Raw genomic sequence first — 15,457 nt, 5'->3', positions numbered from 1 at the left:
TCTTGCCGGCACCACGGGCGACAGTGACCTGCAACACTTCTTGTGATGGCGCGGTTCGGCTGCCTCACTACCTCGGGGCCGAGCGCCAACCATGTTGTCCAAACCACAACCAATGGAGGTTGTCATGCCAGTTTTCAATGACGGAATCACCGCCACTGCCCGCCCGGAAGGTACAGACATCGTCACTACCGACGTGCTAATTGTGGGCTCCGGCCCTGCCGGCAGTTCTGCGTCCCTGTTCCTCTCCAACCAGGGCATCCCGAACATCATGATCACCAAGTACCGCTGGACCGCGCATACGCCCCGCGCCCACATCACCAACCAGCGCACCATGGAAGTGCTGCGCGACGCGGGCATCGAGGAGCAGGTCCTGGCCGAAGCGACGCCGCACGAACTCATGGGTGACACGGTCTACTGTGAATCCCTTGCCGGAGAGGAAATCGGCCGCCGCCCCACCTGGGGCGCCCGGCCGGACCGGCGCGCCGACTACGAACTCGCGTCGCCGTCCATGCCGTGCGACATTCCGCAGACACTGCTGGAACCGATTATGGTCAAGAACGCGGCGATGCGCGGCACCCAAGTCCAGTTCTCCACTGAGTACCTGTCCCATACGCAGGACGCAGACGGCGTCAGCGTGCAGGTGTTGAACCGCCTCACCGGACACGAATACACCATCCGGGCGAAGTACCTCGTTGGCGCCGATGGTGCGCGCTCCAAGGTGGCCGCCGACATCGAGCTCCCCATGGAGGGCCTGATGGACATTGGTGGCTCTATGAACATCACGTTCAAGGCGGACCTGACCCACCTCGTGAAGCACCGCCCCTCAATCCTGTACTGGGTATTCAACCCGGGCTCAAACATCGGCGGTCTCGGCGCCGGCCTGATCCGCATGGTCCGCCCCTGGAATGAGTGGCTGATCTGCTGGGGCTTCGACATCAACGGTGAGCCTCCGGTCCTGGACGAGGCCGAAGCAATCCGGATCATCCGGAACCTGGTGGGCGTCGCGGACCTCGACGTCGAAATCCTGGGCTACTCGCTGTGGGGCAACAACGAACAGTGGGCCACCCACCTGCAGAAGGGCCGCGTCTTCTGCGCCGGAGATGCCATCCACAAGCACCCGCCGAGCCACGGACTTGGCTCCAACACATCCATTCAGGATTCCTACAACTTGGCCTGGAAGCTGGCCGCCGTAATCAGGGGACAGGCCGGTCCCGAGCTGCTGGAAACCTACTCCACGGAGCGCGCACCTGTGGCCAAGCAGATCGTGAACCGGGCCAACCAGTCCAGCCGCGACTACAAGCCGATCTTTGACGCCCTGGGGGTCACGGACGCCGCCACGGACGAGGAATTCACCCGGAAGCTCCAGCTTCGCAAGGAAAACTCGTCCGAGGGCGCCGCTCGCCGGACGGCACTGCGCGCCGCACTCGACGCGAAGGACTATGAGTTCAATGCACAGGGTACCGAGATCGGTCAGTTTTACGAGTCAACGGCTGTAGTGACCGACGGCGGTGAGCGGCCTGCGCGGACCGAGGACGAACTGCTGCATCACCAGAAGTCCACGTTCCCGGGCCTCCGGTTGCCGCACGCGTGGCTTGGAAACGCAAAGTCCAAGTACTCGACTCACGACATCGCCAAAGGCACCGGTTTCACCATCTTCACCGGAATCACGGGTCAGGCGTGGGCAGACGCCGCGGTCGATGTGGCCGCTCGGCTGGGGATTGAGCTCAAGGCCGTGGTCATTGGCGAAGGCCGCGAGGTCCAGGACCTCTACGGGGATTGGCTCCGCCAGCGGGAGGTCGAGGAGGACGGTGTCATCCTCGTTCGCCCGGACAAGCACATCGGCTGGCGCGCCCACTCCATGGTTCAGGATCCCAAAGCTGCCCTTACCGCAGTGCTCGCCGAGATCTTGAGCGTCGGCCTCGAAGACTGCGATCTCGCCGAGGAAGCCGAAGCCGTTCTCGCACCCGCCGGTCTGGGTCGCTGACAGCGAAAGTCTCAGCGACAGGGGCATCGGATGTGGAATGAGGCTCCCGCCGGATTGCTCCCGCGGCGGGAGGTTTCCGCTGTCCATCCCAGAGGCGGGCCGGCATCGGCCTGCCTCCGGAGCAACATTTCACTCCGGTGCATATCGGCTTTATTCGGACCTAAGAGCTCTTAATCACGGATAAATAGGTATTTCTTACTACGAATACGCGCTTTTACGCTTGTTCCTGGATGGCATTGCGCCAGCAGACCTACTGAGAGGCCTCAATGGAGACGCGACATCTCAAGTACTTCATAGCCGTTGCAGAAGAACGGCACTTCGGCAGGGCCGCCGCCAGACTCCATATGGCGCAACCGCCTTTGTCCCAGCAGATCCGGCAGCTGGAGGAACAGTTGGGCACCCCGCTGATGGTCCGGACTACCAGGAAAGTGGAGCTGACACCGGCAGGTCAGGTCCTGCTGGATCGGGGACGGGTGCTGCTCCAGGAACTGCAAGTCCTGGAATCCGACGTGCAGCAGGTTGGCGAAGGTGCCACGGGAGTGCTCCGGGTAGGGTTCACCGGCACGGCCACATACCGGCTAATGCCCATCATCGTCCAGGCCGCGCGACGCACCCTGCCCGGGCTCCGCATCACCGTCCAGGGCGAAATGCTGACGCCGCAGATGGAAGCTGCGTTGGAGGAGGGCAGGCTCGATGCTGCCCTCCTCCGCCCACCTGTCCATTCGGGAGCCATCGCCCTGAAGCTGCTGGAACAGGACCAGCTCGTGGCGGCCTTGCCCGCGGACTCGCCGCTGGCAGAGAAGGGAACGCTCGAGCTGGCCGCCCTGTCCGAGGAGGGCTTCATCGGATACCCCAGCTATTCCGCGGTCAGCAGCACCTTTATTGACGCCTGCCGCAAGTCCGGATTCCAGCCCCGGGTCGTTCAGGAGGCAAAGGAGACCTCCACGCTGCTCTCGCTCGTGGCCTCCGGTATGGGCATAGCACTCGTTCCCATGACATCGCGGATGTATTCCTTCCAGGGAGTTGCCTTCCGACCGCTCCGGAACCCACCGCCGATGGACCTGGCGGTGGCCTGGAACAGCGACAAGGAAACGCCGCTGTTGCGCGCCTTCCTCGGTCTCTTCGATTCCCTCCCCGCCAAGCAGCCCCCCGCAAGTAAATCGGCAACCTCCAAAGGACAGACCCCGTGAAGATCACACGAATCGAGGCCATTCCCTATGCCATCCCGTACGCACGGCCGCTGAAGTTCGCCAGCGGCGAGGTGAGCGCCGCGGAACATGTGCTGATCCGGATCCACACGGACGCGGGTATCTGCGGCGTGGCAGACACTCCTCCGCGGCCCTACACATACGGCGAAACCCAGGATTCGATCGTGTCGGTGGTGACCAAGGTCTTTGCCCCGCAGCTCATCGGGATGGACCCGATGGACCGCTCCAAGGTCCAGCAGCTGCTCCGGCGCACGGTCAACAACCCCACGGCCAAGGGGGCCCTGGACATCGCACTCTGGGATGTCATCGGGATTTCGCTGGGCACCCCGGTGCACAAGCTGCTGGGCGGCTTCAGCGACAGCATGCGGGTGTCGCACATGCTGGGCTTCAAGCCCGCCGCCGAGCTCCTCGAGGAAGCGCTGAGGTTCCGTGAAACGTACGGCATCGACACCTTCAAGCTCAAGGTTGGCCGGCGGCCGCTCTCCCTGGACGTCGAGGCCTGCCATGTGCTGCGGGAAGGCCTCGGTGCGGACACCGAGATCTACCTCGACGCCAACCGCGGGTGGACGGCGAACGAGGCCATGGAGGTGCTCCGCCGGACCGAAGGCCTGGGACTGTCAATGCTGGAGGAGCCGTGCGATGCCGCCGAGGCGATGGGACGGCGCCGGCTGGTCCAGCACTCGAGCATCCCGATCGTGGGCGACGAAAGCGTCCCCACCCTCGGCGACGTCTCCCGGGAACTGCTCTCCGGCGGAAGCAACGCGATCTGCATTAAGACCGCGCGCAGCGGTTTCACCGAGGCCCAGCAGATCCTCGGCCTCTGCGAGGGCCTCGGCGTGGACGTCACGATGGGCAACCAGATCGACACCCAGGTCGGCAGCCTCGCCACGGTCACCTTCGGCGCGGCCTTCGAGGCCAGCTCCCGGCGGGCCGGGGAGCTCTCCAACTACCTGGACATGACGGATGACCTGCTTGCGGAGCCGCTCGAAATCAACGACGGCGCCATCCGGGTCCGCGAGGTCCCCGGCGTCGGGGCAGCCATCGACGCCGACAAGCTGCAGAAGTACCGCCAGGACTAGGTCCGTCCGCCCGAACCTGCCCTCAGAAACCCCACACCGAAAGGAAAACCTCATGCTCTACCTGGTCCGCATGGACGTCAATATTCCCCCGGATATGCCCAAAGAACACGCCGACGCCATCAAGGCGGAGGAACGGGAGTACTCCCAGCAGCTCCAGCACGACGGCCGCTGGCCGCACTTGTGGCGGGTCGTGGGCGAGTACTCCAACTACTCGGTGTTCGACGTCGCGGACAACGACGAGTTGCACACGCTGCTGTCCGGACTGCCGCTCTTCCCGTACATGGACATCAACGTCACGCCGCTGGCCAAGCACCCGTCCGCCGTCGAATAGCACGCACCGCATTCATATCGAAGAGCTTTCAATGATCCGGAAATAGGTATTTCCCCTCGCTCAATGAGGGCAATATCGTGGAAACAACACCGGATGTGATGTGCAGCACTAAGCAGCATCAGACACGACACACCGGAACCCCTCGAACGTTTCTGACCAAGGTTCCGGCGCAACCATTCTTTGACAAGGGAGTCACCATGACAACGGAAATCCAAGCCACTGCCGCATCCTCCGGCGCGGGGGCCACCGCCCGCTTCCGGGAGAACAAGCACATCGGCGCCGGCACGAGCCAGGAACGCGTCAGCACGCTGGCCGGCCGCATCATCAAGGCGATCAACGACACCGTCCTGGATGAGAAAGTCACCTATGACGAGTACAACGCCTTCAAGGCCTGGCTTATCCAGGTAGGCGAGGACGGCGAATGGCCGCTGTTCCTGGACGTCTGGGTGGAACACTCAGTTGAGGAGGTCGCCAACGCCAACCGGCACGGTTCCAAGGGCACCATCGAGGGACCGTACTACATCCCTAACGCCCCCTCGCAGAACACCCCGGCCACGCTGCCGATGCGCGACGACGAACCCGGCACCCCGCTGCTGTTCCAGGGTCAGGTCACGAATGTCGCCGGTGAGCCGCTCGCCGGGGCGCTGATCGAACTGTGGCACGCCGATGACCTTGGCTTCTACTCCCAGTTCGCCCCCGGGCTGCCGGAATGGAACCTCCGCGGCTCCATCGTTGCCGATGCCCAGGGCAACTTCCAGATCAACACCATGCAGCCGGCGCCTTACCAGATCCCCACCGACGGCGCCTGCGGTGCCCTTATCGCCGCGGCTGGCTGGCACGCCTGGCGGCCCGCCCACCTTCACTTGAAGGTTTCAGCGCCGGAGCACCAGCTCATCACCACCCAGCTTTACTTCGAAGGCGACGAGCACGTCGCCGACGACATCGCCTCTGCCGTGAAGCCGGAACTCGTGCTCGCTCCCTCAGAGCGCGCCGACGGCAGGGGCCGCGAAGTCACCTACAACTTCGTTCTCGACCCCCAGGACTAAAGCTCCAGTCCCGGGCCCGGGGCCGGAACACTGTCGACCCCGGGCCCAACCCGTACACCACCCGTACCCGCCATAAGGCCGCACGCCCAAAATTAGGCCGCCGCCACGGTAGTGGCCACAAGCAGAAAGGAGGAGTCGATGACTCAGGAAGTCATGGGGGCCATTGACACCCGCGAACTGCGCCACGCCTTCGGCACGTTTGCCACCGGCGTCACGGTGGTGACGTGCCGGTCCGACGACGGTGTCCCGCACGGCGCCACGGTCAATGCCTTCACCGCCGTCTCCCTGGACCCGCCGCTCGCCCAGGTCACCCTGACCCGGACCTCGCGCGCCGCCCGCTACCTCGAAGGTGCCGCCTTCGCCATCAACATACTGTCCCTCGAACAGATGGATGTGGCCCTGCATTTCGCCGGCAAGGTCCTCGACGAGGAGCCGGATTGGACCTTGGACGGCAATGTCCCGGTGCTGACCCGGAATGCAGCCACGCTCGAATGCCGGCCGTGGAACGTCTACGACGGCGGCGACCACATCATCGTCGTCGGCGAGGTCATCGGCATGGAAATCACCACGCGGGAACCGCTCCTGTTCTTCGGCGGCAAATTCCGCCAGATCGGCAGGCTCGTTGAGGGTGCCCCTTGGGATCACTCCGGCGACGCCCCCGAATCGGGCTGGTTCGCCGGCTCCAGCTCCTTCAAGCCGCTTCACGGCTCCACGCACTAGCCCGGATCACACCAAGCACTTCTGAAATTTCCTCACCGCTCAGAGACCCCTCCCCTGAAAGGGACGATCATGACCGAAATTGTTGACCAGTCAGTTCCAGCCACCGAGTCCTCGGTGTCGTCCACGCCGTCGATGAGTGAGAGAACGACGCCGGCGAATCCGAAGATGCCGATGACCGGGGATGAGTACATTAAGTCTCTGCAGGATGACCGTGAGGTCTGGATTTACGGTGAGCGTGTCAAGGACGTCACTACCCACCCGGCGTTCCGGAACTCGATCCGGATGGCCGCCCGGCTGTACGACGCGATGCACAAGCCCGAGCTGCAGGACAAGCTGATGGTGCCCACGGACACCGGGTCCGGCGGCAAGACGATGTCCTTCTTCCGCACCCCGCACAGCGTCGAGGACCTGAAGAAGGACCGCGTCGCGATCGAGACCTGGTCCCGGATGAGCTACGGCTGGCTGGGCCGCTCACCGGACTACAAGGCGGCGTTCCTGGGCACCCTGGGCGGCAACACGGACTTCTACGAGCCGTTCCAGGAGAACGCCAAGCGATGGTACAAGGAATCGCAGGAGAAGGTCCTGTACTGGAACCACGCGATCATCAACCCGCCGGTGGACCGGCACCTCCCGGCGGACCAGGTCGGCGATGTGTTCATGAAGGTCGAGAAGGAAACTGGCTCGGGCCTGATCGTCTCCGGCGCTAAAGTTGTCGCGACCGGTTCCGCGATCACCAACTACAACTTCATCGCGCACTACGGCCTGCCGATCAAGCGCAAGGAATTCGCGCTGATCTGCACGGTGCCGATGGACGCGCCGGGTGTGAAGCTGATCAGCCGGGCCTCCTACGCCCACCAGGCCGCCGTGATGGGCACCCCGTTCGACTACCCGCTCTCGAGCCGGATGGACGAGAACGACTCGGTCTTCATCTTCGATAAGGTCCTGATCCCGTGGGAGAACGTCTTCGCCTACGGGGATGTGGAGAAGGTCAACAACTTCTTCCCGCAGACCGGCTTCATCAACCGCTTCACCTTCCAGGGTGTGATCCGCCTCGCCACCAAGCTCGACTTCATCGCCGGGCTGCTGATGAAGGCCCTGGAAGTCGCCGGAACGCAGGACTTCCGCGGCGTCCAGACCCGGGTGGGCGAGGTCCTGGGCTGGCGCAACATGTTCTACGCGCTGATCGACGGCATGACCCTGAACCCCGACCAGGGCCCCAACGGCACCGTGCTGCCCAAGCTCGACTACGGACTGTCCTACCGGATGTTCATGTCCATCGGCTACCCGCGGATCAAGGAAATCATCGAACAGGACGTCGCATCCGGCCTGATCTACCTGAACTCGTCAGCCCTGGACTTCAAGACCCCGGAAATCCGGCCCTACCTGGACAAGTACATCCGCGGCTCCGACGGCGTCGAGGCCGTGGACCGGGTGAAGCTGATGAAGCTGCTCTGGGACTCGATCGGCACCGAGTTTGGCGGCCGGCATGAACTCTACGAGCGGAACTACTCCGGCAACCACGAGAACGTAAAGGCCGAGATCCTCTTCGCCGCGCAGGCCCAGGGCACCACGGACTACATGAAGGGCTTCGCGGACCAGTGCCTCGCCGAATACGACCTGGACGGCTGGACCGTGCCCGACCTGATCAGCAACGACGACGTCAGCTTGTTCCTCAAGCGCAGCTAATCACTTCCGAATAAGCGGCGCTCCCAGTCCAACATAGGGAGCGCCGCTCACCCGGTATGAGGCATCGCTGGCCGCAGACGACAAAGACCCGACAATCCACACGGCGTACCGACTTCGATCTGCCCGCGCCGGGGGACTGCCTTGCATCCCGTGTGAAAGACATCGAAGCCGCAATCGTGAACCGGGAGGACTGACTATGGGCCTGACTTTTGAGCATGTGACCCTGGGCCAGCGTGTCCTTTTCGGCACCGGCGCCGCCGCTGCGAGCCTCGCCTCCGAAGTGGCCCGCCTGGGTGCGCAGCGCCTGATGGTGATCACTTCGGAGCGCGTGAGGAAGACGGCATGTACGGTGGCCGCCGACGTCGAGGTGGCGCTGTGGCACCACGACGTGGCGATGCACGTGCCCATCGAAACCGCAGAGAAGGCCCGCGCCGCAGCAGGCGAGCACGGCATCGACCTGCTCGTCTGTGTGGGCGGGGGCTCGACGACGGGACTCGCTAAGGCGATCGCGATGACCTTGCGCCTGCCGATCATTGCCGTGCCCACCACCTATGCCGGCTCGGAAGCCACCAACGTGTGGGGCCTAACCGAAGCATCTCGAAAAACCACCGGAGTGGACGATGCCGTCCTGCCCGTCACCGTCATCTACGACGCGGCACTGACGCTGGCCCTGCCCGTGGCCATGTCCGTGGCCTCCGGCCTGAACGGCATTGCTCACTGCATCGACTCCATGTGGGCCCCCCGCGCCGACCCCATCAACGCAGCGCTCGGCGCCGAAGGCATCCGCGCCCTCAGCCACGGCCTGCCCCTCATCACCGAAGACCCCGCAGGTGCCGAGGGGCGCGAGCAGGCCCTGTACGGCGCCTACCTCTCCGCCGTCGCGTTCGCGTCCGCCGGCGCCGGGCTGCACCACAAAATCTGCCACGTCCTGGGCGGCACCTTTAATCTCCCCCATGCCCAGACCCACGCCACCGTACTGCCCTACGTTCTCGCATTCAACGCCCCTTATGCTTCCGACGCCGAAGCTCGCATCGCCGCAGCGTTCGGCACTGCCGACGCACTGACCGGACTCCAGGAACTCCGCAAACGCCTGGACGCACCCAAAGCTCTGTCTGACTACGGGTTTGCCGCGGACGGGGTCGCCGAAGCCGCCGCCGTCGTCCAGCCGACCGTACCGGCATCGAACCCGCGCCCCGTCACTACCGAGAACCTCACCCGCCTCCTCCAGGCAGCACTGAGCGGCGAAGACCCCCGGGGCCTCCTCGAACCCTGACCTCCTCGATCCCTGGCTAGGCCATTGCACGTCCCACCCGGATTCCTTAAAACGATCGATTACTGAGACAGTCGGGCCGCTTTGAGGTTGCGTAAGGAATGCCGAGGATGTCGCATTTCGAAGTCGTCTGCACGGCATCCGCGGTAGCCCGGGGGTTGTGCAGGCGGGTTTGAACACGCGTCTGTTCAAACCCGCCTGAACAACAGGCGATCTGTCGCAAAGCCGTCTGCACTACTTTTAACTATGGCTTTGAGGCGCCGACACGGTCGTTGCCGGCATGACTGACGAGGAACGGCCGATCGTTGAGCGTGGCCTGCTGGCCATGTCCGATTCGGCATGGGATGAGGCAGTGCGACAGGCTGCGCGCCGTAAGGCCTGTCAGGGCTGAAAGCCGGGCCCGGGTCAACGGTGACGAGTCACGAAATACTGGAAGACCTCTCCCGCCGAAATGCGAGAGTGAACGGTCATGACTTTAGTCCTTGGCGCTGAAGGCGGCGTCGAAGGAGGTGTTCGACGCCGGGAAGTCGTACTTTTTGAGGTTGGCGAGGGCCTCGGGGGCGCCGTGGAGCCGGTCCATCCCGGCGTCCTCCCATTCGATCGAGATGGGGCCGTCGTAGCCGATCGCGGCCAGGGCGCGGAAGGAGGACTCCCAGGGGACGTCGCCGCGGCCGGCGGAGACGAAGTCCCAGCCCCGGCGCGGGTCGCCCCAGGGCAGGTGGGAGCCCATCACGGTGTTCCGGCCTGTGGGGCGCAGCTTCGTGTCCTTGCAGTCGACGTGGTAGATCCGGTCCTTGAAGTCCCAGATGAAGGAGACCGGGTCGATGCCCTGCCACATGAAGTGGGAGGGGTCCCAGTTCAGCCCGAACGCCTCGCGGTGGCCGATCGCCTCGAGGGTCCGGACGGTGGTCCAGTAGTCGTAGGCGATCTCGGAAGGGTGGACCTCGTGGGCGAAGCGGACGCCGCATTCGTCGAAGACGTCCAGGATGGGGTTCCAGCGGTCGGCGAAGTCCTGGTAGCCGGCCTCGATGACCTTTTCCGGGACGGGCGGGAACATCGCGACGTACTGCCAGATGGAGGAGCCGGTGAACCCGACGACGGTGTCCACGCCCAGGGCGCGGGCGAGCCGGGCGGTGTGCTGCATTTCCTCGGCCGCGCGGGTGCGGACGCCTTCCGGGTCGCCGTCGCCCCAGACCCTGGCCCCGACGATGGCCTCGTGGCGGAAATCGATCGGGTCATCGCACACGGCCTGGCCCTTGAGGTGGTTGGAGATGGCCCAGACCTTGAGATTGTATTTCTCCAGGACGGCGAGCTTGGCCTCGACGTAGCCGGGTTCGTCCCAGCGCCAGGCGTCCAGGTGGTCCCCGGAGACGGCGATTTCCAGGCCGTCGTAGCCCCAGCCGGAGGCCAGGCGCGCGACTTCCTCGAACGGCAGGTCGGCCCACTGGCCGGTGAACAGGGTGTACGGGCGGGCCATGTCAGGCTCCTTCATTGATGGGTGCAGCCAGTATTGAGTGAGGGGGAGGGAGCTACGAAAGAGGGTCGAGACGGTGCACCCTGAGGTCCCGGGCCATGACCTGTTGTGCGGCTACGAGAAAGTCTTTGACGTGCTGCTGCTCATTGTGGACGTCCAAGGCCGTACTGCTCGTCCACTTTTCGTAAAGCAGGAACGTGCCCGGTGCCTCCGCGTCGTTGAAGACCGAGTATTCCAAGCAGCCGTCGTCAAGGCGGCTGGCAGTTTGAAGATCAGACAGGAGCCGCGCCAACTCGTGTTCGAAGCCGCGTTTGGCTTCGAACACCGGAATCAGATGGACAGCGGTGGTGGACGGCGCACCGGGTACGGCATCGGTCATCAGGGTTCCCTCTCGTTGTGATCGCAAAGGTCTGCGCCCGGCAGGTGCGCCCCTTTCGAAGCGGCGCACCTGCCGTGCGGTGAGTCCGTTAGGAGTCGATTTTGGCTACATCCACCCAGGCGCCGGTTTCCGCGGAATCGATGATGGCGTCATCGATCAGCGCCGTCTGGTAGCCGTCCGCGAAGTTCGGGCTGACGCTGCCGCCTTCGGCGATTGCCTTGAAGAAGTCGTAGGCTTCGATGATCTTGGTTTCGCCGTAGCCAATACCCAAGGCAGGGATGGGCCACAGACCTTCGCCATAGGGGGTGGCAGGGCCGGTGTAGACGGTCCGGAACCCCTTACGGTCGGCCTGATCGCCGGCGAAGGCGACCTGGAGCTCGTCGCGGCGCTCATAGTTGAAGACGATGCTGCCCTCGGAGCCGTGGATTTCGAAGGTGAGGAAGTTGTTGCGGCCGTGGGCGTTGCGGGTGGCTTCGATGGATCCGATGGCGCCGTTTGCGAACTTGACCATGGTCAGGACCTCGTCGTCGACGTCGACGGCGCCGCGCGGGCCTTCGCCCCCGGAGACGTTACCGAGTTTGTCAGCACCGCCGGACTGCAGCGGCCGTTCCGGAATCCAGGTGGACATGATGGAGTTGACCGAGCTGAATTCGCCGACGAGGTAGCGTGCCATGTCGATCACGTGGGTTCCGATGTCGCCCAGGGCGCCGGATCCTGCGATCGACTTCTGGAAGCGCCATGAGAGGGGGGAGTTCGGGTCTGCGCTCCAGTCCTGGAGGTAGGTGCCGCGGAAGCTGATGACCCGGCCGATGGCACCTTCTTCGATGTACTTCTTGGCCAGTGCGACTGCCGGCGTGCGACGGTAATTGAACGCAACCATGTGGACGAGGTCGGTGTTCTTCACCGCGTCGTACATTGCCTTCGACTCCTCACCGGTCCGCGCCAGGGGCTTCTCGCAGATAATGTGCTTGCCGGCCTCGGCAGCCGCAATGGCGATCTCGGCGTGAAGGTGGTTCGGGGTTGCGATGTCGACGACATGGATGTCCGGATCGTCGATGATGCTTCGCCAGTCGGAGGTGGATTTTTCGAAGCCGAAGCGGCGAGCGGCCTCCCCGGCGAGCTCATCTGTGGCTTCAGCGATCACCTTTCGCACCGGCATGGCGGGGGCGGGCCAGAAGAACATCGGCATGGCGGCGTACGCGAGGGAGTGGGCCTTGCCCATGAAACCGCCTCCGATGAGGCCTACGTTGAGATTCTGCATTGGAACTTCCTTTGGGTTAGAGGCCGGAATCGGCGAGGAGCTTGTCGAGGTATTTCTTGCTGATTTCCGCGGCGGCACGAGGATCACCGGCATAGTTGTCGAGTTCGACCATCAGCCAGCTGTCGTAGCCGCTTTCCTTCACGGCACGGATGATGTCCGGGAAATCCAGGTCACCTTCGCCTAGCGGCAGGAACTGGAACGGGTCTGCGCGGAAGTCCTTGAGGTGGACGTGGCGGATCCGGTCCGGGTATTTGCGAATCACTGCCGCGGGGTCGCCTCCGCCCGCGGCCAGGTGCGCCGTGTCGGGGCAGAAGCCAATGCGCGTGCTGTCCATCAGACGCTCCAGCTCACTCGGGCTTTCCACGATGGTGGACAAATGCGGGTGATAGCTGGCGGTCAGACCGAAACGCTCGGCGATGTCCGTCACTTGGTCCAGGCCGCGGGCGAGCAATGTGTAGTCCTCGTCCGTCGTTCCGGCGGCGCGGCGCGCGCCGCCGCCCACCACCAAACGCTCAGCGCCGAACGTGGCCGCGAGCTCGGCGGCGCGGTTTATGCGGTGCAATTCCTCCGGGAGGACATCGGCGAAGATGAAGTTGGCGCCGGAGTAGACCGAGACGAGCTTCACCCCCGACTCCGACAGCAGCCCGCGCAGCTCTTCGGGGCGGTCCGCATACTCCACCAGATTGCCGTCGAACATCTCCGTGCCCTCGTAGCCGGCGGCCGCAATGTCCCGAACGGCCGTTTCCATGGAACCGTTGGTCTGGTAGAAGAGGTCCTTGATGCTGGTGACGCCGACGGGATGGCCGACGACGCCACCCCAGGTGATGGTGTGATATCCGAGTTGCATTATGATTTCCTTTCCAAAATTGGTGCAGCGCCGCTGCCGCCCGGGGGTGATGGTTCGTCGTCCGTTCCCGGCACGTCGACCCAGCGGCCGGTGGCCGCGGACTCCAAGACGGCCTCGGTGATGCGGGCGGCCCTGAGCCCGTCGCGGAAGTCCGGCAGTCCGTCTGGTGCGGCGCCGCGGACGGCGGCGTAAACGTCGGCCACGAACAAGTTGAAGCTGTCCTGGTAGCCCTGCGGGTGGCCGGAGGGCAGAGTGGCATACCGCTTGCCTTGCTCGGTTGAGAGGCTGTCGGAACCGCTGGAGATGGTTCTGCTGTAGGTGTTGCCGCCAACCCAGAGGCTGTCCGGTTTTTCCTGGTTAAAGGAGAACGTGGCGTCAGGACCCTCAAACGAGAACCAGAGCCGGTTTTTCCGACCGGGGCTGACCTGGCTCACCAGCAGCGAACCGATTGCGCCCTGGTTGGTTTCGAACATGACGGTGGCGCCGTCTTCGGTGCCGACGGCCGTCGTCGTCCGCGGGGAGTCCAGGCCCGTCTGCGGCCGTTCTGAGAAGGCTCGGGCCGTTTGCGCTACCAGTCGTTCTATTCTGTGCCCCGTCACGAACTCCATCAGGTCGCACCAATGCACCCCGATGTCACCGAACGCCCGGGAACCGCCGCCGAGCGTCGGGTCGACCCGCCAGTTGCTGGCACCGGGATCTGCCAGCCAGTCCTGGAGGTATGAACCATGCAGCAACCACAGCGGGCCCGCTTCCCCTGCCTGCAGCCGTGCCCGGGCTTCCCGCACGGCAGGATAGAAGCGGTAGACGAAAGGCACTGCGTTCACGACGCCGGCGCGGGTGGCTTCCGCGTGCAGTGCGGCGGCGTCCTTTGCGGTCGTCGCCAGGGGCTTCTCGCAGATGACGGATTTGCCGGCGGCGATCGCCAGTGTTGCCAGCTCGGCGTGTGTGGCGTTCGGAGTGCAGATGTGCACCACATCTACGTCGTCCGACTCGATGAGGGCCTTCGGGGATTCCGCGGCTGCGGCCCCGCCGAGCCTGGCCAGCGCCTGCTCGGCTCCTGCTCGGCTTCGGCTGGCCACACGGGTCACTGTCCCTCCCGCTGCCCGGACGGCAGCAGCGTGGACGGAGCCCATGAACCCCGTGCCAATGATTCCTGAGCGCAGAGGTCGGGCGATGGCGCTCATTTCTTGCGGGCCAGCGCGACGGCCAGAATGATGATGGCCCCACGGACCACTTGCTGTTGGCTGCTGTCGAGGCCGGCGAGGATGAGTCCGTTATTGATCAGGCCGATGAGCAGCGCGCCGAACAGGGTTCCGACGACCGAACCCGCTCCGCCGAAGAGGCTGGTGCCGCCCAGAATCACGGCCGCGATCGCAGAGAGTTCGTCGCCGGCGCCCCACTGGAAGCGGCCGGACTCGAGCCTTCCTGCATACAGCATGCCGGCCACGCTGGCGACCATCCCCGAGATCAGCAAAACCTGGAACTTGATGCGCTTGGTGTTGATGCCCGTGAAGTCGGCGGCGGTCCGGTTGCCACCGGTGGCAAGCACCTGGCGGCCGAATTTGGTGCGGGAAAGCACAACGGCGCCGACCGCCACGAAGATGGCGCTCCATACGATCAGGCCCGGAACGGGGCCGAAGTTTCCGGACCCGAACAGCATGTTGAAGGTGTCATTGAGGATTGGCTGGGGCGCTGACGCGGTGATCCACTGCGCCACACCAACGGCGATCCCAAGCATGCCCAGGGTGACCAGAAATGAGGGGATCCCCAAGAGACTGACCAGTGCACCGTTGATCGAGCCGACCACCAGCCCGACCGCAAGGCCGGCCAGGATGCCGGGGACGATGCCCCACTGGGAGAGCGCCATCGCTGTGCAGACGCTTGATAGTCCTGCGGTCGAGCCAACACTGAGGTCTATTTCAGCGCAGGCGATGACGTACGTCATTCCCACCGCAATGATGGTGATGGTTGCGGTCTGCCGGAAGATGTTCAGGAGGTTGATGGGGGACAGGAATCCCTGGTCGCGCAGGAGGACAGCGAAGAAAATGAAAACTACGACGAATCCGATGTAGATGACGTAGCGGCGCCAGTCGAGCTCACCCAACGTGCGTTTGACTGTGTCCAGACCCCCTGTTTTGGGAGATTCGGTGGAAATGGTTGCGTTGTTCATGA

The 15,457-nt window shown here is 64.2% G+C and carries 14 protein-coding genes; 8 read left to right on the top strand and 6 right to left on the bottom strand.

Annotation, left to right across the window (positions count from 1 at the left end):
• The first annotated feature begins 124 nt into the window (after positions 1–124).
• From J2W14_RS20190 to J2W14_RS20155, 8 genes are all read left to right on the top strand, one after another.
• Positions 125–1,984: an FAD-dependent oxidoreductase gene (locus J2W14_RS20190; protein ID WP_307465875.1), complete on the top strand. Its 1,860-nt coding sequence runs from the start codon at positions 125–127 to the stop codon at positions 1,982–1,984.
• A 266-nt stretch (positions 1,985–2,250) separates the two neighbouring features.
• A complete protein-coding gene (locus J2W14_RS20185) occupies positions 2,251–3,174 on the top strand; it encodes a LysR substrate-binding domain-containing protein (protein ID WP_307465872.1) in 924 nt (307 codons plus the stop codon).
• Positions 3,171–4,271, top strand: a complete 1,101-nt coding sequence (locus tag J2W14_RS20180; RefSeq protein ID WP_307465870.1) for a mandelate racemase/muconate lactonizing enzyme family protein — start codon at positions 3,171–3,173, stop codon at positions 4,269–4,271. Before J2W14_RS20185 ends, J2W14_RS20180 begins: the two co-directional genes overlap by 4 nt.
• Positions 4,272–4,323: 52 nt before the next feature.
• The gene (gene catC, locus J2W14_RS20175; RefSeq protein WP_307465868.1) at positions 4,324–4,602 is read left to right on the top strand and encodes a muconolactone Delta-isomerase; all 279 of its coding nucleotides are present in this window, start codon (positions 4,324–4,326) and stop codon (positions 4,600–4,602) included.
• 197 nt (positions 4,603–4,799) lie between these two features.
• A complete protein-coding gene (gene catA, locus J2W14_RS20170; protein ID WP_307465866.1) occupies positions 4,800–5,648 on the top strand; it encodes a catechol 1,2-dioxygenase in 849 nt (282 codons plus the stop codon).
• 138 nt (positions 5,649–5,786) lie between these two features.
• A complete protein-coding gene (locus J2W14_RS20165) occupies positions 5,787–6,368 on the top strand; it encodes a flavin reductase family protein (RefSeq protein ID WP_307465863.1) in 582 nt (193 codons plus the stop codon).
• Positions 6,369–6,437: 69 nt separating this feature from the next.
• Positions 6,438–8,054 carry a 4-hydroxyphenylacetate 3-hydroxylase family protein gene (locus J2W14_RS20160; RefSeq protein WP_307465861.1) on the top strand — a complete coding sequence of 539 codons (1,617 nt, stop codon included), beginning with the start codon at positions 6,438–6,440 and terminating at the stop codon, positions 8,052–8,054.
• 196 nt (positions 8,055–8,250) lie between these two features.
• On the top strand, positions 8,251–9,327 hold the full coding sequence (locus J2W14_RS20155; protein WP_307465859.1) for a maleylacetate reductase: 1,077 nt from the start codon (positions 8,251–8,253) through the stop codon (positions 9,325–9,327).
• 472 nt (positions 9,328–9,799) lie between these two features.
• Here J2W14_RS20155 and J2W14_RS20150 read toward each other — a convergent pair whose 3' ends face one another.
• The 6 genes from J2W14_RS20150 to J2W14_RS20125 all read right to left on the bottom strand — a co-directional run bounded on the left by J2W14_RS20150 (position 9,800) and on the right by J2W14_RS20125 (position 15,455).
• Positions 9,800–10,801, bottom strand: coding sequence for a sugar phosphate isomerase/epimerase family protein (locus tag J2W14_RS20150; RefSeq protein WP_307465895.1), 1,002 nt, complete (start codon positions 10,799–10,801; stop codon positions 9,800–9,802).
• Between the two features lie 52 nt (positions 10,802–10,853).
• Positions 10,854–11,177, bottom strand: coding sequence for a putative quinol monooxygenase (locus J2W14_RS20145; protein ID WP_307465857.1), 324 nt, complete (start codon positions 11,175–11,177; stop codon positions 10,854–10,856).
• Positions 11,178–11,265: 88 nt separating this feature from the next.
• On the bottom strand, positions 11,266–12,438 hold the full coding sequence (locus J2W14_RS20140) for a Gfo/Idh/MocA family protein (RefSeq protein WP_307465855.1): 1,173 nt from the start codon (positions 12,436–12,438) through the stop codon (positions 11,266–11,268).
• Positions 12,439–12,454: 16 nt separating this feature from the next.
• Positions 12,455–13,285 (bottom strand): sugar phosphate isomerase/epimerase family protein, encoded by an 831-nt coding sequence (locus J2W14_RS20135; protein WP_307465853.1) that lies wholly within the window; start codon positions 13,283–13,285, stop codon positions 12,455–12,457.
• On the bottom strand, positions 13,285–14,469 hold the full coding sequence (locus J2W14_RS20130; RefSeq protein ID WP_307465851.1) for a Gfo/Idh/MocA family protein: 1,185 nt from the start codon (positions 14,467–14,469) through the stop codon (positions 13,285–13,287). Before J2W14_RS20130 ends, J2W14_RS20135 begins: the two co-directional genes overlap by 1 nt.
• Positions 14,466–15,455: an ABC transporter permease gene (locus J2W14_RS20125; protein WP_307465849.1), complete on the bottom strand. Its 990-nt coding sequence runs from the start codon at positions 15,453–15,455 to the stop codon at positions 14,466–14,468. The genes J2W14_RS20130 and J2W14_RS20125 overlap by 4 nt, the downstream gene beginning before the upstream one ends.
• Between the last annotated feature and the right edge of the window lie 2 nt (positions 15,456–15,457).

It is taken from the genome of Pseudarthrobacter oxydans (genome assembly GCF_030812335.1).
In the GTDB taxonomy this organism is placed as follows: Bacteria; Actinomycetota; Actinomycetes; order Actinomycetales; family Micrococcaceae; genus Arthrobacter; species Arthrobacter oxydans_B.
This window is presented reverse-complemented; position numbering and strand designations above follow the sequence as displayed.